At 48.7% G+C, this 21818-nt stretch carries 18 protein-coding genes; 7 read left to right on the forward strand and 11 right to left on the reverse strand.

The window, feature by feature from the left end; translation table 11 throughout:
• The first annotated feature begins 1 nt into the window (after window position 1).
• From nikB to ACWQXP_RS10680, 3 genes are all read left to right on the forward strand, one after another.
• A complete protein-coding gene (gene nikB, locus ACWQXP_RS10670) occupies window positions 2-931 on the forward strand; it encodes a nickel ABC transporter permease (RefSeq protein WP_454062802.1) in 930 nt (309 codons plus the stop codon).
• A complete protein-coding gene (locus ACWQXP_RS10675) occupies window positions 928-1734 on the forward strand; it encodes an ABC transporter permease (RefSeq protein WP_454062803.1) in 807 nt (268 codons plus the stop codon). Before nikB ends, ACWQXP_RS10675 begins: the two co-directional genes overlap by 4 nt.
• A 97-nt stretch (window positions 1735-1831) precedes the next feature.
• Window positions 1832-2041: a DUF3565 domain-containing protein gene (locus ACWQXP_RS10680; RefSeq protein ID WP_454062804.1), complete on the forward strand. Its 210-nt coding sequence runs from the start codon at window positions 1832-1834 to the stop codon at window positions 2039-2041.
• Window positions 2042-2118: 77 nt separating this feature from the next.
• Here the strand turns inward: ACWQXP_RS10680 and ACWQXP_RS10685 are convergent, their stop codons facing one another.
• Window positions 2119-4479 carry a PAS domain S-box protein gene (locus ACWQXP_RS10685; protein WP_454062805.1) on the reverse strand — a complete coding sequence of 787 codons (2361 nt, stop codon included), beginning with the start codon at window positions 4477-4479 and terminating at the stop codon, window positions 2119-2121.
• Between the two features lie 656 nt (window positions 4480-5135).
• On the opposite strand from ACWQXP_RS10685, the gene ACWQXP_RS10690 reads away from it, so the two are divergent.
• On the forward strand, window positions 5136-5603 hold the full coding sequence (locus ACWQXP_RS10690) for a hypothetical protein (protein ID WP_454062806.1): 468 nt from the start codon (window positions 5136-5138) through the stop codon (window positions 5601-5603).
• Between the two features lie 185 nt (window positions 5604-5788).
• The gene (locus tag ACWQXP_RS10695) at window positions 5789-5977 is read left to right on the forward strand and encodes a hypothetical protein (protein WP_454062807.1); all 189 of its coding nucleotides are present in this window, start codon (window positions 5789-5791) and stop codon (window positions 5975-5977) included.
• Between the two features lie 76 nt (window positions 5978-6053).
• Here ACWQXP_RS10695 and ACWQXP_RS10700 read toward each other — a convergent pair whose 3' ends face one another.
• Entirely contained in the window at window positions 6054-7163 is a 1110-nt protein-coding gene (locus tag ACWQXP_RS10700; RefSeq protein ID WP_454062808.1) for an alpha/beta hydrolase, read from the reverse strand.
• A gap of 394 nt (window positions 7164-7557) precedes the next feature.
• On the opposite strand from ACWQXP_RS10700, the gene ACWQXP_RS10705 reads away from it, so the two are divergent.
• Window positions 7558-8517 (forward strand): formylglycine-generating enzyme family protein, encoded by a 960-nt coding sequence (locus tag ACWQXP_RS10705; RefSeq protein WP_454062809.1) that lies wholly within the window; start codon window positions 7558-7560, stop codon window positions 8515-8517.
• Between the two features lie 180 nt (window positions 8518-8697).
• On the opposite strand, the gene ACWQXP_RS10710 is transcribed toward ACWQXP_RS10705, so the two are convergent.
• The 3 genes from ACWQXP_RS10710 to ACWQXP_RS10720 form a co-directional block, all read right to left on the reverse strand.
• Entirely contained in the window at window positions 8698-9423 is a 726-nt protein-coding gene (locus ACWQXP_RS10710; protein WP_454063027.1) for an ABC transporter ATP-binding protein, read from the reverse strand.
• A gap of 110 nt (window positions 9424-9533) precedes the next feature.
• Window positions 9534-9983, reverse strand: a complete 450-nt coding sequence (locus ACWQXP_RS10715) for a hypothetical protein (RefSeq protein ID WP_454062810.1) — start codon at window positions 9981-9983, stop codon at window positions 9534-9536.
• Between the two features lie 181 nt (window positions 9984-10164).
• Window positions 10165-11352, reverse strand: coding sequence for a TonB family protein (locus ACWQXP_RS10720; protein ID WP_454062811.1), 1188 nt, complete (start codon window positions 11350-11352; stop codon window positions 10165-10167).
• A 724-nt stretch (window positions 11353-12076) separates the two neighbouring features.
• Here ACWQXP_RS10720 and ACWQXP_RS10725 point away from each other — a divergent pair.
• The gene (locus ACWQXP_RS10725; RefSeq protein ID WP_454062812.1) at window positions 12077-12520 is read left to right on the forward strand and encodes a Uma2 family endonuclease; all 444 of its coding nucleotides are present in this window, start codon (window positions 12077-12079) and stop codon (window positions 12518-12520) included.
• A 725-nt stretch (window positions 12521-13245) separates the two neighbouring features.
• Here the strand turns inward: ACWQXP_RS10725 and ACWQXP_RS10730 are convergent.
• The 6 genes from ACWQXP_RS10730 to ACWQXP_RS10755 form a co-directional block, all read right to left on the reverse strand.
• Window positions 13246-15963: a TonB-dependent siderophore receptor gene (locus ACWQXP_RS10730; protein ID WP_454062813.1), complete on the reverse strand. Its 2718-nt coding sequence runs from the start codon at window positions 15961-15963 to the stop codon at window positions 13246-13248.
• Window positions 15964-16275: 312 nt separating this feature from the next.
• Complete coding sequence (locus ACWQXP_RS10735) at window positions 16276-17313, reverse strand: FecR family protein (protein WP_454062814.1); 1038 nt, start codon at window positions 17311-17313, stop codon at window positions 16276-16278.
• A gap of 336 nt (window positions 17314-17649) precedes the next feature.
• Window positions 17650-18156: an RNA polymerase sigma factor gene (locus ACWQXP_RS10740; RefSeq protein ID WP_454062815.1), complete on the reverse strand. Its 507-nt coding sequence runs from the start codon at window positions 18154-18156 to the stop codon at window positions 17650-17652.
• A 178-nt stretch (window positions 18157-18334) separates the two neighbouring features.
• Window positions 18335-18883: a sigma-70 family RNA polymerase sigma factor gene (locus tag ACWQXP_RS10745; RefSeq protein WP_454062816.1), complete on the reverse strand. Its 549-nt coding sequence runs from the start codon at window positions 18881-18883 to the stop codon at window positions 18335-18337.
• A gap of 500 nt (window positions 18884-19383) precedes the next feature.
• The gene (locus tag ACWQXP_RS10750; RefSeq protein WP_454062817.1) at window positions 19384-20463 is read right to left on the reverse strand and encodes an efflux RND transporter periplasmic adaptor subunit; all 1080 of its coding nucleotides are present in this window, start codon (window positions 20461-20463) and stop codon (window positions 19384-19386) included.
• A gap of 60 nt (window positions 20464-20523) precedes the next feature.
• On the reverse strand, window positions 20524-21756 hold the full coding sequence (locus ACWQXP_RS10755; RefSeq protein WP_454062818.1) for an ABC transporter permease: 1233 nt from the start codon (window positions 21754-21756) through the stop codon (window positions 20524-20526).
• Window positions 21757-21818: the final 62 nt, after the last annotated feature.

Raw genomic sequence — 21818 nt, forward strand, 5'->3', positions numbered from 1 at the left:
TATGACTAGATTTATTCTTGCGAGGTTCGCTAGTGCTGTCCTGATTATTTTCGGCGTGGCTTGCCTGGTCTTCATTCTCATCCATCTCATTCCAGGAGATCCCGTTGATGTCATGCTGGGTGAAACGGCGCATCCCACGGACAAAGAAGCACTGCGAAACGCGATGGGGTTTCATCTTCCTTTGCACATCCAACTCTTCCAATATCTCCAAGGTCTCTTTCAGTTTGATCTCGGCAGGTCCATTCATTCAGGCCGCGCGATCACTGACATTTTACTCGAACGATTACCTGCCACGTTGGAGCTTGGAGTTGGCGCAATGGGCATTGCCATCCTCATCGCCTTGCCGCTTGGCCTCTTTGCGGCACTGCGTCAAAAAACATTCATCGATGTCGGCGCGATGACGTTCGCACTTGCAGGAATCTCCATTCCTAATTTCTGGCTTGGGCCTCTGTTGATTATGGTCGGGGCCTTATGGTTAGGCTGGTTCCCTGTCAGCGGACGAGACGGATTGCTCTCATTGATCCTCCCCGCGCTGACACTTGGAACGGCCATGGCCGCAATCCTATCTCGGATGATTCGAAGTGCGTTACTCGAAGTCATTCATGAAGACTTCATACGGACGGCACATGCCAAAGGCCTGAGCGAAACTCGGACAGTCTTTCGCCACGCCATGCGTAACGCCCTCCTCCCTGTCCTGACGTTACTCGGACTTCAGTTCGGCGCCCTGCTCAGCGGTGCGGTAATTACTGAAACCATTTTTTCCTGGCCAGGTATCGGATCATTGATGATTGAAGCCATTCAACAGCGTGACTATCCTATCGTTCAGGCAACGATTTTGTGTATCAGCGTGATGTACATCGGCATTAATCTTTTGACGGATTTGCTCTATGCCTGGGCCGATCCCCGCATCCGTCTTCGAGGGACCTCATGACTCGACTGTGGATTCCTCTCTTCATTCTATTCATTTGGAGCAGCGTCGCGATCGTCGGTCCGGTATTACCGATTTCACCCAACCATATCGATTTGACACAAATCTTGACGCCACCCTCTACAACAGTATGGCTCGGGCATGACGATATTGGACGTTCAATCAGCGATCGATTGATTATCGGAGCTCGAACCTCCTTTGTGGTGGCCCTATCAGTTGTCTTGATTGCCTCGATCTTTGGAAGCTGTATCGGAATCGTCGGAGCTTATTGGGGTGGGTGGATGGATCATTTCCTAATCAGAATCATTGATATTTTCCTGGCTTTTCCTGGGATACTCCTTGCCATCGCATTGGCAGGAGTCATGGGCCCGAGTATCATAAATGTGGTCTTCGCTCTGGTCTGCGTCGGCTGGGTCGGCTATGCTCGTTTAGCCCGAGCCCAAGTGCTCGCCCTTAAAGACGCAGATCATGTGATGGCGGCACGTGCACTTGGCGCATCATCTGGACGAATCATGTTTCGCCATTTACTCCCTTTACTCAGTGCTCCCTTAATCATTGAATTGAGTTTTGGCGTCGCCAGTATTGTCGTCGCTGAAGCCGGCCTCTCATTTTTAGGCTTAGGCGTCCAACCTCCCGATGCATCCTGGGGCAGCATGATACGCGATGGAACCCGTTACATGCTCGTCGCCCCACATGTCGTCATGGCGCCGGGCTTCGCACTGATGATCGTCGTCTTCGCGATTAATGTCTTGGGGGATTGGATGCGAGACTGGTTAGACGTCAAATCTCTTTCTCGTAAGAAGTGAAAGAGAAACGCCGACGTGTTACTGTGATCGATTGAAACCTACAGAATTTACAAATGGAACCTTGAGGATCATTCTTCCGACAACCATCACAAACCATATGCAACAATCTATTATTGGCTTCCATCTCGACGACGTTGGCGATTGGGTCGCTGATTTAGCCTGCGGACACGGACAACACGTCCGACATAATCCGCCATGGAGCGTCCGTCCTTGGGTCGTGTCAGAGGAAGGGCGCCGTGCTCATCTCGGGAAACAGTTGAATTGCAAACGATGTGAAGAGGAACCGGAGAAAGGCGATTCAACATGATACGTGCAAGGTCAACAACGAGATTATCTCGCGCATGACTACTTCTTGAATTTTCACATTACCTGTTGCCTTGGAGATTATTCGTCGGGAATCTCCATCACGAGGCGGTACATAACGTCACTGAGTTCTATTAACGAATAGGGTTTCGTCATGACGGCATGAAATCCAAACGATTGATATTGAGCCATGATCGGATCATTGGAATAACCACTCGACACCACCGCTTTGACGTTCGGATCAATTTGCAACAGTTGCACCATCGTCTCTTTTCCGCCTAATCCTCCAGGTACCGTTAAGTCGAGGATGACTGCTGAAAATGGGGCATTTGTTTCTTTGGCTTGTTGATACAACGTGACGGCTTCTTCTCCGTTTTTCGCCATTTCAAAGTGATACCCGCACGTACGGAGCATCTCACTGGCCAGCACCCGAATAGATTCTTCGTCATCCATGACCAAGACTTTTCCTGCTCCGCTCTTCTTCCCAAAAGGAGTCGACGATGCGACAGCGGTTTCCTCGAAACAAGCCGGAAGATAAAACGATACACATGTTCCAACACCTACCTCCGAGTCAATGGTCATATAACCTTGATGCTTACTAATGATAGTATACGCAGAAGTCAATCCCAATCCATGATGATCGGATTTCGTCGTAAAGTAGGGATCAAAAGCGCTTGCCAAGTCGTCAGGACATATCCCCGACCCATTATCGGAAAAAGACATTTTGACGTAGCATCCGGACGGAGCCGGAACGACAGATGAAGGTGAGGATTTGTCAAAGACAAAATTTTCACCATGAACGGAAAGATGTCCAGTATGAGAGAAAGACTCGACCGCATTCGTCACGATGATTTGGACAACCTGACTGATTTGCCCCGCGTCAACCTCGACGAATCGAAGCGGTTCATCATAATACACAAAATCCCGGGCCACGGCCGACCCCGACAATGAAAACTCGACTGTATTCTTGACAAGCCCCTCCAACGACGTCACCTGTTTAATCGGTTCACCACCCTTGGCAAACGTCAAGAGCTGCTGTGAAAGAGCCTTCGCACGAAGGCTCTCAGACTCTGCAACTTGCAAAAAATGATATTCCGAGCTTTTTTCCAATAAGAAATCTTTAGCTAAGGAGATATTCCCGAGCACACCTGTCAACAAATTATTGAAATCATGCGCAATGCCACCCGCGAGTGTCCCGATCGCCTCCATTTTTTGTGACCGTAATAATTGTGAATCCATCTGTCGTCGCGCCTCTTCAACCTTTTTGCGTTCGGTCACATCACGAGTCACGCCAACAAATCCAATAGCTGTACCCTGTTCGTTCCGAATAAAGCTCGCCTGAATTTCCGCAAGAATGCTCGATCCATCTTTACACCGATGTTCAAGTTCCAAGGTTCGAAACCGGAATGGATTGGCCGTGCTCTGTTGTTCAATTGCGAGTTCTTCATCAATCACGATTCTCGCCGCTTCCAAAGCACGCGGCGTCAATAGATCCTTTAGCGAAAGTCCCATGGCCTCTTCTCTCGAATATCCAAGTATACGCTCTACTGACGAACTCATATAACTGAAACGTCTTCCATCCAAGGTCATCACCCAAATCACATCGGTAATATTTTCAGCGAGAAACTGAAATCGAGCTTCCGATATTCGTAAAGAATAAGTACGATCTTCAACCAATTGTTCAAGATGATCGCGATGTTGAACAAGTTCTTGTTCCATCACTTGACAGGCATTGACTTCTTCAGACAGCACGCGATTCAGGTCCTTCGCTTTATTACGTTCATTGGAAAGATGCGCGATCAGACTGGAATTTTCCAAGTGAAGGCGGATCGCATTCATCAGCACCTGATGGTTTCGTCGCATGGTCATGATCATCATCACCAGAAATAAGACCCCGACCAAACCCATCGCGAGATGAAAGTGACTCCCTTCAGATAAGAATCTAAGAATAATTGGAATAATCGATAACACGCTATACGCGAGAAAGACTTCCTTGGAGGCCGCAAAGACCGCCGTCGCACCAGCAACCATGCCACCGAGGATCAAGCCTAAAAATATTTGATGAGGGATAGAGTTATGCGGATAGAGCAAGATGGGGAATGCCCCCCAGACCATACCGGACCCAATACTCCTGGCCAAAAAACGAGAGCCCCAGACCTGAGCCTGCGTCCCTGTCTTTGCGAGCTGACGATACTGATAGGTCAGGACTCCACCGACGAGATTGATGGCGAGCACAAAACCCAACCAGATCAGAATGTGCTGGTTCGAGACGACATCCCATTGAATACCCGCAAGAATAGCGGCATTGACTAACGACGCCACCATGCCAATGGGGGCTTGTGCATACAATTGCTCCACTTGCCGAGCGTACACATGCTCTGGCTCTGCAGAAATACCGTGTTCATCACCCGACATGACAGTAGAAAAAGATTGAGTCGGCATGGCTTACGACAGTGAGGAATCTTAGAAGAAGAACCACTCGCGTGGACACTTCAACCACACAGTATAGTAAAACGAAGAATTGAGCAGTCCCTGTAGTATTTGATATGCCAGATATTCAGATTGCACTCGATCTGACCCAATGTCAAGCAGCACCCAGGAACGTTGAGAGCAAGGAATTCACGAGAGAGCAGAAAAGCTTAGAATTCCAATTTCAACGCGCAATTATTGCATATGATGCTCCGGACCTTTTCACACCTCACGCTTACCTGACACATGACTGTCCATCGCAATAACACACTCAAACATTCCATTTCATATTAAAACCTTGGGATAGACAGCACCATAATAAAAACTAAGCAAAAGGTAGTCCATGCACATCGAGACTAGGACATTGGGGTCTATCGCGCGAAAAATGTCATGTCTCATGGTTGAGAATACTAGGCCTTTTCATTGATCCACCGCATTGAGATTATTGAGCTAGACAGGGAGGCGTCATTCTCGAATTAAGCTCTGCGAAACACATCTCGACATCCCTGCATTGTCGCGAGTAATGAAGCCCGTAGCTTGTCTCATATTAACCTCAAGTGATACGCTATCAATATGATACGTCAACTTTAATATCCAATCGGAGACAAGTCTCACAGAGGTTCACCATAATGACACAGTCGCCAAAACAGTGCGTTCCTTCTTCATGGCGCTGGATTTACACGTTTCTTTTAACCTGGATCATTTCATTGCTCATCTCCCCAACCCTTGTTTCTTCCAATGGCTTTCAATCACCCGAGGAATGCCTAGCCTATGACAATGGCGCTCATTTGAACTGCCTCTACGCCTACATTGAAATTCAACAAGATAAGATTGTGAAATTAGAGACCCAGCTCAATACAGAAAAGCGAAGCTCACAACAGCTGCAGGATGACGTTCATCATCAACACGACCTAAACAATGTGCTTCAGCAACAAATCAAGAATCGTGAAGATCGTTTCAACAATTATCGTTATCCTCGAATACGCAGTTACTCAGGGCTATACTATGGTTTCGGTCCGCCGCGATATTACCGACGTTTCTTTCAACCTCACCTTGGCTTTCATGCAGGACAATTCTACCCAGACTGGTATTGGTAACTGAAACGGTCGCATCGGCTTCACGACACAAAGACATTTCTTGAGTCACACGCTGGTATCGACTCAATACTATGTGCCTACCCCTCACCACCAGACCTCATCTTTCATCATTTCTACTCAAAAAGGTGCTTCACGCGTGAATTCTTGTGTGCGGCATTTGTGCTAATGCTGAACCCAGGACCAGGATGTTCGAGCGCAGAGGAAGCGCCGCATTAGGTGCATTTGACGGAGCCGCCATAGACGCGGGTGGCTACGAGTACAATTTAAAAACACAGAAAGAGCGAATCGATGAAGATCTCAAGAACGGGAAAGTTGATCAGAAGGAATACAATATTCGGCAAGATCAGATCAAGCGAAACCCGTTGATCCAATAACATTTGCCAAATAGCCCTGACGTCATCATAGGTAATCATGACGTCAGGGTGCTCTCTTACTGGATCGAGAAACCGTTCATCTCAACCACTGCACGATACGTTTCCAACTTTCTCGATTATTGACATGCAAATTAAATGAATGCCCGATGGTTGAAAGCGTTTGAACCTTGACCTTGGGGGCACGTGGATAAAAACTTGCTTCTTGATCAGCGAGTCTCGCAGGAGCGATGACATCAAACTCGCCAAGTTGAATCAGAACTGGAACCCGAATCCGATTCGACCGAGAGAAATCCTTGATAAACGCTATGTCGTTGGCATTTCCTCTTGCCATGGCTTCGAGTAATGGAAGGCCTTGCGTGAAAATACCCCTGGGGGTCTGATCTGCGATCTTGCTATTATCAAACATAATCACTGCAGGATCAGCTTTTGGCAAAAAGTAAAACAAATCTTCGCGCAGTTGAGGGGGGAGCTGAACATAAGGATTTTGCAAAGCAGCGGCTAAAAGATCTGGCGGTAGCACAACATGTGGAGCGAAGGCCCATGCCGTCACCACCAGTGCATCCGCAGCTTGAGGAAAAGTCCCCAATGTTGCCACGCTCAGAATTGCACCTAAAGAATGACCAACCACAATCACTTTTTTGAAAGAACGTTGAAGCGGATTTTTCTTAGTTTTCAGACTTAACAGGATTTGTGCGATGGTGAAAGAGGATTCTTTGATATTCAGTAAATCTCCATCTGGCCCATCAGATTTTCCACTACCCAGCAAATCAAGAGCCAAAACCACAAAGCCATTCTTGGCCATAAAACGAGCATATGAATAGCTCCGACCGTTGAATCTCTTGCTAGCCCAGTATCGGTGGTTATAGGTCAGTCCATGAATAACTGTCTGAACTGGCTGCTTACCCCCGTTCTTCTTCATAAGACATGCAATCACCCATTTTCGTTCGGTGTGCGACAAACAGCCCTTGACACGTTCCACCTTAAAGTAAAAAAATCCCACCATCTCAAAACTTTTACCAGTTGAGAGCTTTACCGGGAACTTCATTTTCTTTTTCACAACTTTTCCTATTAATGCAGAGACTCTTTCGGGAGTCCACGTCTGCTCATCGTGAGCCAATGTCACAGCCGACGTTGCCAGAAGAACACAAACAACACACGCTACCACCAACAACATTCGACGAATCATAAGAAACCTCCTTCTGGGAATTAAATGACTAGAATGAAACCACAGAGGGGTATTGTGAATGGAACGGATTGGTGAAAATAGCAAAGAAGAGGGAGTCGTTTCCAGAAAAAAATAAAGAAATGTTATAATTTGAGGAACACTTTACGGAAATTAAAATAATTCTTTTGTTCAATCCAGGCTTGTCGTACGTGTTCTTGAGAATAACTACTATCCGAGGCTCTCGCACAAATCAGGTAAACCTTGATACACTACAACGAATCCAATTAATTTTCCGTCTATGAGCAGAGGATGCTCTGACAACAATTGACCTTGAATATCACGTAGTGAATATTAAAATTTAGCTATTTGGTATTCTACCGATTCGGAATAGCTGAAACGGCTATAGCGACTCTTCATGATTGTTCCTAATAGACATATGCCAGACATGTGCATACTCAAACATCTTTTTGCTATACATCTGGACCGAAACACTCATCGAGGGCGATGGGTCAGACTCATGCTCTGGTGCAGTATCAGCTTGCTCCTCACTTCCAGCTTTGCCTTTTCTTCCGACGTACGCCCCGCGCTCCAACCACATCTGCAAGGGATTGCGTCATTTGCCAAACCATCACCAATGGTGTCGATCCCAGCTGGTCCATTTCTTATGGGAACCGAACGGCGTGATGCCGATGCGTTCAATGTCGATACACAGTACGATGACACCGAATTTCCACAACGTCGTATTTGGATTAAGGCATTTGACATTGATCAATATGAAGTGACACTCGGAGAATTCCTCGCGTTTCATCAACAGCACAACCACATGGTCTCTGACGAATTGCAAGAATTGATCTGGCACTTGATTGACGTTCATTTCATTCCAGACGAAGTTTTGGCACCATGGCCAGCCTTGTACGTCACCTGGGAAGAAGCTTCGGCATTTTGCCAAGCTCAAGGGAAACGGTTACCAACCGAAGCCGAATGGGAAAAAGCCGCACGAGGGTTGGAAGGACGAGCCTTTCCCTGGGGACAAGACCCACCAACTGAGACTCTTGTGGTCTTCGGACAATATCATATGCATCAAATTCCACTGGTCGCCGCAGTCGATAGCTATCCCGAAGGACAGAGTGTCTTTGGGGTGTATCATATGGCCGGGAATGTCGCCGAATGGGTAGAGGATTGGTTCGGATCGGACTACTATCCAATCATGCCGGATCGAAACCCGACCGGCCCTAAGAGTGGTCGCTACAAAAGCGTGCGTGGCGGGTCATGGAAAAGTAAGGTTGTGATGCTCAGGACCGCTACGCGCGGTGGCGCATTTCCGCAACAACGTGAAGCCACCATCGGATTTCGTTGTGCAAAAACGCACCCATAGTTCGTATCTCGTCGTTCGTTGCTCGCATCTCGTTAGACACTCGTCTCTTTGCCTGTTCCGCGATACGCTTCACGCTTGCGCGCCGGATCGTTACAGTGCACAGGCACGAACAACGAGATGCGACTTCATTCTGACGAGGTCGTGTGGCAAGCAGATTCAGGCAGAACCTTTAGGTTCTTTTCAAACGACAGGACTACTCACGGTCATCGAGAGTGTAGATGTGGACAGAGGATGGGGGGAGGAGGACGTCTCGATAACTCCGTCTTTGACTCTGATCAAGCGTTCTGTCTGCCGGGCAATGTCTGGTTCATGTGTGACCAGCACAATGGTAACACCGGATTGATGCAACTGCGTGAAGAGATCCATGACTTCATCCGAAGTTTTCGTATCCAGATTGCCAGTCGGTTCATCGGCAAGAATCACTTTGGGGGATGTAATCAGGGCTCGAGCGATGGCCACACGTTGACGCTCTCCTCCCGATAACTCATTCGGGAAATAATCGGCACGATGGTCTAGCCCCACTCGTTCCAAGTACTCTCGGGCTCGGTCTTGACGAAGAGCCCGTGGAACCCCTTGATAGGACAACGGCAAAACGATATTTTCAAGTGCCGTTTTAAACGGCAATAAATGGAATGATTGAAACACAAATCCTAAGAGTGTGTTGCGATAGATGGTGGCTTGCGATTGCGAAAGATCTTTGATCGGTGTTCCCGCTAACGTGTAGAGGCCAGTATCATAATGATCAAAGATCCCTAAAATATTCAGCAGGGTGGATTTTCCTGATCCTGAAGGACCCATGATGGAAACAAACTCACCCTGCGCAATGGTAAGATCAATACCTCGCAAAACGGGAACCACACTTGAGTGATCCTTGTATGCTTTGCTCACCTGTTGAAGCTGTATCATCGGTTCGCTCATTCAAGCATCCTCTCCAACATAAGCAGAATTTTTCTTCGGTGAAACAGTTGCCCCCACAACACCAGATTGATCAAAAACTCGACAAATGTCTCAACAGCTTACTTTGCAAAAATGATGGATCGTATCCCAGATGGGTGAAAATCAACTTCGCCGAAATCTGAATCACCACGAAATCGCCCGTCAATTCCTAACGGAAACTTCCCTGTTTTTCCATTCGTTAAATGAACGGTCAGTTCGGGCTCCTTGCCATTCGGTTGAACATGAATTTCTTCGATCGAGGAAAATTTTACCTGAATGGTGGCCGCACCTTTTTTGACAGGCACATGGTGCAATTCATGAGGAACAAAGGCGGTCTCATCCAATCGCTCTTCATAATAAAAACGAAAGTTTTGGATCTGACTTTCAACACCTTCCGCATCAATGACGATCGCCTCAAAGGGAGGTGCCCCTTCAACTACAAAAGGTACGCTCAGAACACTACACACGACCATCAGACTACCGATGAGCGACAGACTGGACCAGGACAAGACTGAATTCATGCGACTCATAAGAGACCTCCGTATTAGTAGAACGAATGAAAACATCAATAATGATTAACATCGATACTCTGTGTACGGAGAACCCTCGATGCACACAAAGCCCGCGTTGAACGCATGACCCAAGCACTTCCCGGTACAGCCTCTGACGTATCCACAGACAATTGAAGTGCCTGCCCCCTCGGTTAACGCATTAATTCAATTTATACACAATCGGAAGATCCACCATCACAATTGGATGCTGGATTCGATGTTGTAACGTCAACGGAGACGCCATTTTGATCGTGTTCAGAGCCTCTTCATCCAACAAGTTATGGCCAGAACTTTCGAGGAGTTGCACCTCTTGAATCTCGCCAGCGGCATTAATTAACACGCGTAGCTCAACAGTCCCTTCCCAGACTTTTCTTCGTGCACGAGACGGGTACCGCTTTAACTGTTGCACTCTCTTCAAAAGCGTATCGGCAACCCACCCATAATCAGCGGAAGGTAATGGAGTCTTCTCCAACGCACGCTTCACAATCTCTGTCTGTTTCTTTTTGATCACCGTGCGCTCAACAGATCGGCGAGAGACCGATTTGACTGGAGGCGCCTTCCTCTGAACAGATACAGGAGTTTTCGACACCGAACGCGCAGGAGCAGGAGAGGGCTTCACACGCGGTGCCGATCGGCTGATCGACCCGGTGACAATTGCCGACATATGCTTTAAGCTTGGCGATCGAGCTTCAATGGTACGAGTTGTGGGTTTGGCCCCATTTCGTGACGCCACTGGGATCTGCTGAACCGACGGCTGACTCTTAGCTTCGCGTGCTGGGGTAGCGATCGGCGCGGACTTCACCGCCACCGCACGATGATGAGTAGGCTGAAGGGTTGGCTGTACTTGAGCTTGAGCGACCATCGTCTGCCTCACAGGAGTCGGAGCAATCTTTGGTTGAGGAATCGGAGTTGTCACACTCTTGACAGGTTGCCTGACCGGCTGCTTGATCGGCTGCTTGATCGGCTGCTTGATCGGCTGCTTGATCGGCTGCTTTATCGGCTGAAGCTGAGGGCGTTGCGCCTGAACGACTTTCTGCTTGACCGGCTCTTGTTTAATGGGCGTCTTTGGAACAACCTGTTTCACAGGATTTTGTTCAACAGGCTGTCGTTGAACCACCGGCTTGGACTGAGGAGTTTTTTGAACAGCTTGAGGCTGCTTCACAGGTTCAGGTGGTAGCGTCACGAGTGAAATATCCAATCGAAACGGATCTGGTTTTTTCACTTCCATGACTTGCGACATGGTCAAGACAATACCCGCGATCAGACCGGCATGGATTACAACCGAAAGCAGCCATCCGTGAACGGCTTGCGGGGAATTTATGGGAAACCCGTCACTTCGATCACTCATGACTAGCAGACCTCACGACATCCCAAGTATGAGGCCGATCATGAATGATCATGACAGATACAGCGGCAAGAACAGCGCATATCGAACTTTCTTGTTTCACAAAATACGAATGTGTCTATGAAGGATGAAAACACGCAGAGGTGTTTATGTAGCTTGATAGCTGAGGCCTGACGAACCCACACACGCTCCAAACATCCCTTTTCGCAAACAGTCAGAAGGGCCCACCAATATATACTCACCCCCACATAAACTAAGACGAATGAAACAACGTTTTCCTGCCCTCTAAAATACATTTATTTTTTCATAAACTTCCCGTAAATAGGTGTAAATACGTATAAATTCGCCGAAAACAATTGAATTGTTAAAGAAAATAAATATTCAAATTTCCGCACACGCAAGGTGTCTCCACGACAGAGACAACGCACACCTACTATATTATACCTATCAACATTCCTCCAACTCTCAACCCATAAAAACACACATGGGCACGTACTAATCACCAGGGATTTCGTGATTGCAAGAAAGTCGCACGAGTAAAACCGCAGGCATATGGGATCAGAGAGTCACATAGATATAGGATCAGACATGATTCTTGAATTTTAAAAACACGTCGTAACCCTTCTGCAAATAAAACCAATACACGCAACATGCATTCACACGTACATTGCGAACGCCTCGACAATTTAGTGGGATAAAGTGAGAGTAAGATGTTGAAAGGCTTGACATGACAACCTCGTCTAGCACAATCAAATTGACCTATGAGGACTATCTGGGCTTTCCTGATGATGGGAAACGCCATGAACTCATCGGTGGAGAACACCACGTGACTCCTGCCCCCATCACAAAGCACCAGCGTATTGCAAGCAATCTACATGGTTATATCTTCCAGCATTCTCAACATACCAAGCAAGGCCGCATCTTCTCGGCTCCGACCGATGTTGTCCTTACTGACACTGATGTCGTGCAGCCCGACATACTCTTCATCCGTTCAGAACGGCTATCCATCATCACCCGTCAAAACATCCAGGGAGCGCCTGATCTGGTCATCGAAATCCTGTCCGAAACCACGCGTCAACGGAATGAACGCTTAAAGCGCACCCTTTACGAACAGCACGGCGTCAACGAATACTGGATTGCCGACCCGGAACTCGACAGCATCAAAATATAACGCCTCCAAGAAGGCCGCTATGGCCCCTGCCAAGAATTTACATTGGAACACCCACAAACAACTCTTACCACGTCGCTCCTTCCAGGCTTCTCTCTGCCTCTACCCAACGTATTTGAGTAACGACTTAAAGCTTCCTTGTATTCAACAACACCTAAGGAAGATAGACTGAATTTGCAAACGTTATATTAATGATCATAAGGCAGCATAGTCGACAGGGGGTTTCAATCAAGGGTAAGCGCCCGACTCATCGGTTGAGCACATGATAGGCAAGCCCACCCACGGACAGTCGAGGACGATGTGGCATCTTTGCTTGCACTCGACCAACCCGAGAATTCGAAAAAAGACTCCCGACCCCTGATACCAACACGATCACGTTAATGGCACAGAACCCCTAGAACACCAGACTCGTCAGGTTGCCGGATGTGTGTAAGGCCCGATTAATCAACGCTAGCAACCCCGCTCCACCAAGCCCGCTGACGACACCAGCCTAACCAGCCAGCACCACCTTGCCCCACGAGGCGCGTAAGAGAAACAGGATTACCTGCATTGACCTGCTCACATATTCGATTCCATCAAGATTGATATCACCATTCTATTCCGCTTGAGGATAAGACGAAGCATGGACCGAATTCCTACCCATTTCGCTTCACCCTTCACGAATAACGCTTCACTCGTATTTTTCATCTTCCTCCGCTTTACCTTTCACGAATAACGCTTCACGCTTTTCAATCCGCCCACGGCGGGGTCCATTCTAGATCTGGATCAAACTTCACACGCAGCGTCCCGAAGACGCTTACTGGAGCGCCGAATTGGTTGAATGCATTTGCGAATCCTCCGCTTTCGATATAGGTTGCATCCAGCAGATTGCGTACATTAATGGTGAACTCATAGGCCTTCCGAGGCGGCCGGTAGAACACTACCGCATCGACCCGTTCGTAGTCGTCCGTCGAAGGAAACGGCGGAGCGTCAAAGGTTTCCAACACAAACCCGCTCTGAAAGAAGACGCCCCCGCCAAAGCCGAATCCTTGCAAGGGGCCTGATTGTAATTCGTAAGTCGCGAAGACCTTCCCGACATACGACCGAGGAATTCCAACTGGATGGGACCCTTCGTAGAACCCACCATTGTCGTCGGTGACCTTGGCATCGATAATCGAAAACTGCCCCAACAGGTTCAGGCCTGGCCATGGCTGCCCGTTAATGTCAAACTCGACACCTTGATGCCGCTGCTCACCAACGGCTCGCGCAAATCCTGGGTTACCAAGATCCGCAGTCTGGATATTTTGCCGATAGTTTCGGAAGACGGCCGTTGTCAGACGAACGCGCCCGTCCAAGAGATCTATCTTGGCGCCCACCTCGTAATTCTCCCCCGTTTCAGGAGGCAAGAGCGAGCCGTCTGCCTGAACGCCAAAGAAATTTACGGTAAAGGACTGGGCAAACCCTCCATAGATTCGTATGCCGGGAAATAGTTCATAAATTGCTCCTACACGGCCGGTAAGCTCGGAATCATCACCCTTACTCGTTCTATCTCGCCTAAAATCTTCAGCTGTCGTCTCAGCCCAATCCTGTCGTAATGCGCCAACCAGCGTCAACCGCGGAAGAGGACGGGCTACGACCTGGCCAAAAACCCCCGTTTGCTTGAAGTCTATCTGTCGATTATTAAAAGCAAAAAGACTATCGTCTGGCAGTACATTAAATGCATTAACGGGGTTAAAGATATTATTACTTCCGATATATGTACTGGCAGCAAAAATATCGACCTTGTGGTCACGATGATCGACCCCCACCAACACCTCGTGTTTCTGCCCCAGTGCCTCGAACTCATGACTAAGAAAGATCTCTCCAGCATAGGTTTCCCATTCGTTACGTTGTAAGCCAGAGTAAATAGGCATGTCACCGCTCGGGGGGAGTTCTGGCGAGGGATAGGCATACAGAGTTCTGTCAACTTGGTCGGAAAGCGAATATTTGCCTTTCATTGACAGTTTCAAGTTATTGACGAAGTCGTGCACATAGTGAGCTTCATAATTTTGCCCGTCAAAGTCCAAATCTGCCCCGTTGGAAGTCCCGCCACTAATGTTGTGAGTGCGCGGAATATCGGGAATTTCGACATTCGCCAGAAGCGGAATCCCTTTATAGTTTGAGCCATCAAATTTTTGATAGTGACCAGTGAGCAGTAGGATGCCGGCTCCGTCAAACAGATCGATTTCTACGGATGGCGCAATCGTGTATTGCCGGACATCGATATCATCTACGAAATGCCCGCCTTCTTCGACTGCAAAGATAAAACGTCCGCGTACATTTTTATGCTGAGGCAAGACGCCATTCGCGTCGATAACCCCGCGATAAAAGTCGAAGGAGCCCGCCTGAAAATCGGAGGTAGCAAAATTCTCATCTTGCGGGCTTTTCGTCACACGGTTGACCAATCCGCCTGGACTGGATGCCCCACCTGCGATGGATGCCGGGCCTTTAATAATCTCATAGCGCTCAATGAGTGCGGGGTCCGGGGAAAATGCCATGCCGACTGGCAACCCGTTCGACCTGAGGGCACCTAATGAACCAAACCGATTGTTCGAGCCAAACCCTCGAATACTGAACTGTTCAGATCGCCCCAGACGAGTGGTGTTACGACGCGTCACACCGCTGACATGCTCAAAGGCTTCGCTCTGCGAGCGGGAAAAGGTGTCTTTGATGACATCACGGGTCACCACTCCGATGGACGTGGGCGTTTCGTTAATTGGCAGCGCCGTGCGAGTGCTGCTTGTTGTTTGATCTGCTTTGTAGCCATCCACGGGCGGCAAAAACCCCGTAGGCCGTGTGATCGTATCCGTCACTTCTACCGGCTCTACTTGGACAACAGGAGCGTCAGACTTCTGTGTAGTTCCCGCACCCGCCGCCGCTCCTGCGATTCCGGCAACTCCTGCCGCACCGGTATCGTCCTGTGCAAACAATGTAATGGTGTCGACATCGGAAAAGCGGTACTGCAAACCTGTGCCTTGCAGCAATCGTTGCAATGCTTCTTCGGAGGTATACAGCCCTTCGAGCCCTTGTGTTTCACGCCCCGTGACTAAATCCGAGGGATACAAGAGCTGCACTCGGCCTTGTTCCGATAAGGCCAAGAATGCTGGCTGTAATGCTCCGGCTGGAATCTTCAGTGACAGTCGCGCAGGCTCCCCTTCTTCCTGGCGCGCGGCAAACATTGGATGATGGCGACCACCAATGGATAGCTCGGGATCTTGTTGACGGGAATGACGGGATGGCAACGATTTTCCTTCTTTCGCCAATGCAGGGTGATAGGTCCCCACGGCTAACGAGGAAAGTCCGACCATGATTCCCCATGCCATCCGCTGAGTCCTTCCAGCCGTTACGGAATTCGTCGCACTTTCAAAAACTGCATGAACTGCTTTAGCAATTGCCCGTCTTGCGAGCTTTCGCCGCTGTGACTTCATACGCTTTCTTTTCATGTGTCTCTACTAAGCCTTTCAAAATAAAAAGGTGGGATCGGGAATCGACGTTCTCTGTCCTCTGCAATACCCACGATAAATAAAGAGTAAAATGTATGGATAATTTCACACGAGCGATCAAGTCGACTGTACACATTTCACCGCTCGATAGAGAGAAGACGCCCCAAATCCCCATACCCTGACGTTTCAATTGAATTTATTTTTCTAAAAAGGGGTCAGACTCGAATAACAGCTTCTCGAGGCTTTCTGGTATCTGCTCCATGCTGAGCACAGACCCTGTCAGGAAAAATATGACGATTAGAGGTGGGGTTGGCGGGCGAGGAGAATGAGGTTCTCGTTACGACTGACGACACGGATCGAGAAGGTATCTTCCAATGCCTGTAAAAATCCCTTGATGTTATCAAGATGAAAGGTGCCACTGATCGGTAAGTCTCTCAGTTTCGGATCGTCAATTCGAATCTCATCGGCTCGGTAGCGAGACCATTCCTTCAGAACATCCTTGAGCGACTTTTCAACAAAAACTAATTTTCCCTTTGCCCATGCAGCGGTTGCTTTTTCATTAAACGGTTCAACTGCAGACAGTCGTCCTTGCGCCGTATAAAACAGATGTTCCCCCTGTCGAAGAACGGTTGGATGCGTTCCCGCTCTTGATTGCTCTGCGTGATTGAGGGCCACTTCGACTTCCCCCTCAAGAACGGCCACGTTCACCTTCACAGAGGATTGACGGACAAGAAATTCTGTGCCGATATCGTGAATAACGCCATTGGCCACATAGACATCAAACGGTCGTTGCGAATCGTGCGCGACAGTAAACAAAGCTTCTCCGCGTTTCAACGTGACCCGACGTTCGTCAGTGGAAAGACGAACCGACAACTGTGAATCGGTATTCATCAGAATCGTTGACCCATCCGCTAAGTGAATCGTACGTTGTTCGCCTTTAGCCGTTTGATACGATTCGTGTACTACCAAGGCAAACGGCTGCCACCACAGCAGCAGGCCAATCATAAGGGCGGCAAACCCCATGACCGAGACCACGTGCCCCCCATGCGTTTTCCAGCCTACCGAATCGGTTGATGGTCCATCTCTATGCTGAGACCAATAGATGTCAGCTTCGGCTAGCTCTTTAACTAATAGCGGGGAAACATGGTCTAGTTTGTCCCATACCTCCACAGCCTGCTCAAATTCCTGTTGATGCATGGGATCCGCGCTAATCCATTGCTCAAATTGGAGACGATCAGCCGGCGTCGCATGCCCTGACTGCAGACGAACCTTCCAGGCCATCGCTTGATCACGAACAGAAGGCAAAGTTGGCTGGTGAAGATCGTCAAACATCATTCGTTGTCCACATATGCGTGAGGGATTATTGTAGCATAACAACAGGACTCATCCTGCATGGTCATCGAGCGACTCTTTGCTCAACTGCCCTTCTCGATCCTCCTGTGGAACATTTCCAGCAATTGACCACGACCTGCAGATCAACTTACAGTGCACTCAAGATTATGACGTATGGAACGGAACTATCCTGACCTTTGACAGTTATTTTGCCTAGATTGGGAAGGAGATAGAGGGATTGGAAGAAAAAACCGACTGCCTGACACAAATCTCTAGCAGGTCAGTATGCAGATGCTTGCGAAGCGACGATCCAGTCGTTCAGACTGACAGGACCCAGTATTATTGCAAGTTATGAAGCCTCTGCCGACAATGGGCCATCCCTTTGATAATATGTTTTTCGACCATGTTTTGAGAGATACCCAAATGAGCGGCAATTTCACGGTGTGACTTTCCACGAACTTTATGCAGAAGAAATACGTGGCGGCATTTAGGCGGTAATTCCGCGATGGCGTGACTGAGTATTTGCACGTCTTCTTTTCCAACCACAACTCGCTCTGGGTCGGCATGCCGCGAAGGCAATTCATGCGCGTCATCTAAATTCACACTCCGGATGGATTGCCTCTGGTCCCGACGAAACAGATCGATCGTGATATTCGTCGCCGTTTTATACAGTAGCGCGCGAACATTCATGATGGGTTGTGATGACGAAATTGTTAACACTCGCAAAAAGGTTTCTTGCACCGCATCTGCGGCTTGATCGCGCGACCGAAGTCGACTGGTTAAAAACGTGAAGATTTCCCCGTAATATTCTTGAACCAGGGCATTGATCGTGGGACTAGAACTCATACATCACAGACAACAGAGTTGCAAAAATTAAAATCAATAATAAGATTCATTCTCAATAATATAATAAATGTAACGCACTCGTGAACCATAAATGATCGTCTTTCCATTTGGCCATGTTCAAATTCTAGATAAACATGCGTGACGATCAGATAACCACCTCAAAAATTTCTGTGACCACCTAGCTTTCCTTTTCAAGATACAGGCGGCAAGACTGGAGGGCTTTACGTAGATGCTTCTCAACCATATTTCGGGAAATGCCAAGCTCCTGAGCGATCGCGTGATATTCCATTTGTTCAAATTTCCGCATAATCAAGACTTCCCGGCAGCGAGGGGGCAACGCATCAATCGCGTTGAGGAGGAGCGCCAGGCGTTCACGACCTTCCACCACACGATATGCGGACGGCGCTTCGTACGGAATACACTCCTCTAGCGGTTCAGCGATGACATGCTTGGCTCGTATTTGTTCTTTTCGATACAAGTCCGTGGCAAGATTATTCGCAATCCGGTACAGGTAAGCTCTCGGATTCGCAATAGTGAGCTTCTGACTGATTTTTTCTACTCGAAGATACGTTTCATGAATGACTTCAAAGGCAAGCGAAGAAGAGCCCAGTTTTTTGGTGAAATACCCGACGAGTTCCCCGTAGTAATATTCGACAAACCCTGGAAGGGTCGACGAATTATGTTCGACCATCATAGGCGTTTTCACATCAACTCGCTGCGCACCCATCACAGATGATCCATGTTCATTCGTTTCGCAAGCACGACACTCACCTCACCGAAGAATCTCAAATGGCAACCGTAAAGTCCCACTATAGCCGCGTCAAGTAACTTCCAATGTTTGAGACTTAGTCATACGTTGTCTAGGCGACCTACAATTAACACTTCAGAGGCAACTCGGTCTTACTATTGGCAATCCCTTCAACCCTGTGAAAAGAACGCAACAACCGTCGCCTAGGGCTCCTTTCCACATACAACTGGAAATTAATTAGATTCGCTATAGTTTACAAAAGAATCACAACGCATCAATATGTTCATTTGCCAGATTTCCATGTTCATTTACCAGAAGGCACGATTGACTTACGGCTGAAACAACAGCGGATTGTTTCTAAGAAAATAGGAGTACGGACAAACTCAAAGGTAGGGAGAAACACTGGAGTGGAACCCGAGAACCATCGTCATCACAGCCTGGATCAAGCACGAATGACTGAACCTGAGGCGGCTCACTGATCATTCAGTCACAGGGAGAATACGAAAACGCTCCTCTTCCTGCAACCCGTCTTGGACTTCAATCACTAACCCATCGGAAAGACCGAGAGTTAACATGCGATCTTCAAACTTCTTCGGCTGAATTTCTACAGGCACAAATGGCTGACCATCCTTGAACAGAAGATTTCGCTCAGAAATAGCGAGCACCTGCTCACGACGGGCCACGACAATGTTGGCCACCGCACTATAACCAGCCCGGACAAACCGATCGGCTCTCAACGTGACGCTACTGCGCACTTCGAACGTCGTCCGTCCATCTTTGACCAGGGCTTTGGGTGAGAGAAACTCAATGGCCCCGGTGAACGTCGCCTCCGGAAACGCACCCACGGTTAACGTGACAGGCATGCCAACCGCAAGCAAGCCCGCATCGGGTTCATCCACTTGCCCTTTAAAGAGTAAGTCTGCCATGTCGGCAATCGTCACAATACTTGTCCCGACATTAAACTCATTGGACTCAATAACAAACGCCCCCACTTCCACTGTACGCTCTAAGACCAAGCCGCTGACCGTGGCCCGAATTTCCGACGCACTTTGATCGAGTTCCGTGGAAGCTCCGGATCGAACAATTTCCACATTCCGTTGGGTAGCGCCTAAGTTCTGTTTAGCCAGTTGAAGTTCCATATGTGATTCTTCGAACTCTACACGCGGGATATACCGCTTCTTATAGAGTTGCTTCGTCCGCGTAAATTCCCGCTGTTGATGCTTGAAACGAATTTGTGCATCCCGAAGTTTGGACTCCGCCTCACTCACATCAATCGGATCGGGATAGGGTTGAATCAATGCCAGAAGATCATTCTGCGTCACGGCATCGCCCGGCATCACATAGATCTCCTTAATCACGCCGGAAATGTGTGGTTTGATCACCACTTCCTGACGAGGAGTAATCGTTCCATTCGCCACAATCGTCCGTTCAATATCGGCGAAGAACGGCACCGCCGTTTGATACTCATCCGACGTACTGGCTGACCTGGTATACAGAAAATAGCCAGACACCGCCGAGAACACAAGAACCGACACGACCAGCAAGAGGCCACGCATCATCGCCGCACCTCAAAGTGCCTCATCGCACTCTCACCGACAACAGAATGTTGCTCGTCGCGTTCACTCATGCCGCAAGGCCTCAACAATATTAATCCGGGCAGCTTGCTGCGCCGGAATATAGCCAGCTCCCACTCCTCCCAAAACCAGGACCGTCAACGCCCAAAGCGCCACACCAAGATCGACTTCAGGGTCTCGAAAATACTCCAACTCCACGCCCAACGAACGAATGATCTCAATCCCGACCACCCCCGCCAGCAACCCAAGATACCCTGCCGACAACGTCAGGACCAACGATTCCGACAGGATCATCGATAAAATCTTGGGAGGCGTGGCGCCGATGGCCTTGCGAATACCGATTTCCCGTGTCCGCTCTCGAACGGCAATAAACATCACGTTGGTCACCCCAATTAGCCCGGCGCACAACGTCCCAAGACCGACAATACCCACAAAGATATGAATGCCGAAAAAGAGCGATTGAAACTTGCGATAGGTTTCCATCGAATTATACACATAAACCGCGGCAAAATCCGTGGGGGCAAAACGAAAGTGACTCGCGAAGATGGTGCGAATCGAACGATCAAAATCCACAGCATGAAACCCGTCCTTAATCGTAAAAATAATCGTCTCTAATGTTGGATTGGGATCGACCGAGCGCACATACGCTGTGTACGGAATATAAATTCGACGCAGTTCGTTTTCCCCGCCCACGTCCGTAAACGTCCCCACCACCAAATAATTCATTCCATGAATCGTGATATGCTTGCCAATCGGATCGTGTCGATCCCCAAACAGCAAGCCCGCGACACGAGCGCCGATAATCGCCACCCGACGCGACTCCGATACATCCAGTTCATTCAGAAGCCGTCCCGACAACAATTGCGTTTGCTCTACGACATGATACCCTGGGGCAATCGCTAAGACGGGGAAGACCCCGCTTTGTCGCTCAAACACAATCGGCTCCGTCGTATTCAACCGAATACGCGGCGTGACATTTTCAATGCCGGTCAGGGCTGTACGTAACAAGTCCAGATCCTGAAAGGTTAACGTAATCTGCCGTCCCGGGGTTAAACCGTCAAAGGGCACCGACGTTTTCCCGCCCTCAATCCACACACTATTGAACGCATCATCCTTGAAGATTTGAGTCACCCCACGTTCCAACCCTTTTCCAACACCAAGCAGCAGCACCACCATAAAAATTCCCCAGAAGACTCCGAACGCCGTCAGAAATGCACGGAGTTTGTGTCGACGGACACTCAGAAAAATGTCTTCCCAATGGTCAAGGACGCCCATCATCAACCGCACACTCCTCTCAACCAGCCCACAACACGTTCAGCGTCAATACCAAAGGTATGGAC

The organism is Candidatus Nitrospira salsa (genome assembly GCF_965152625.1).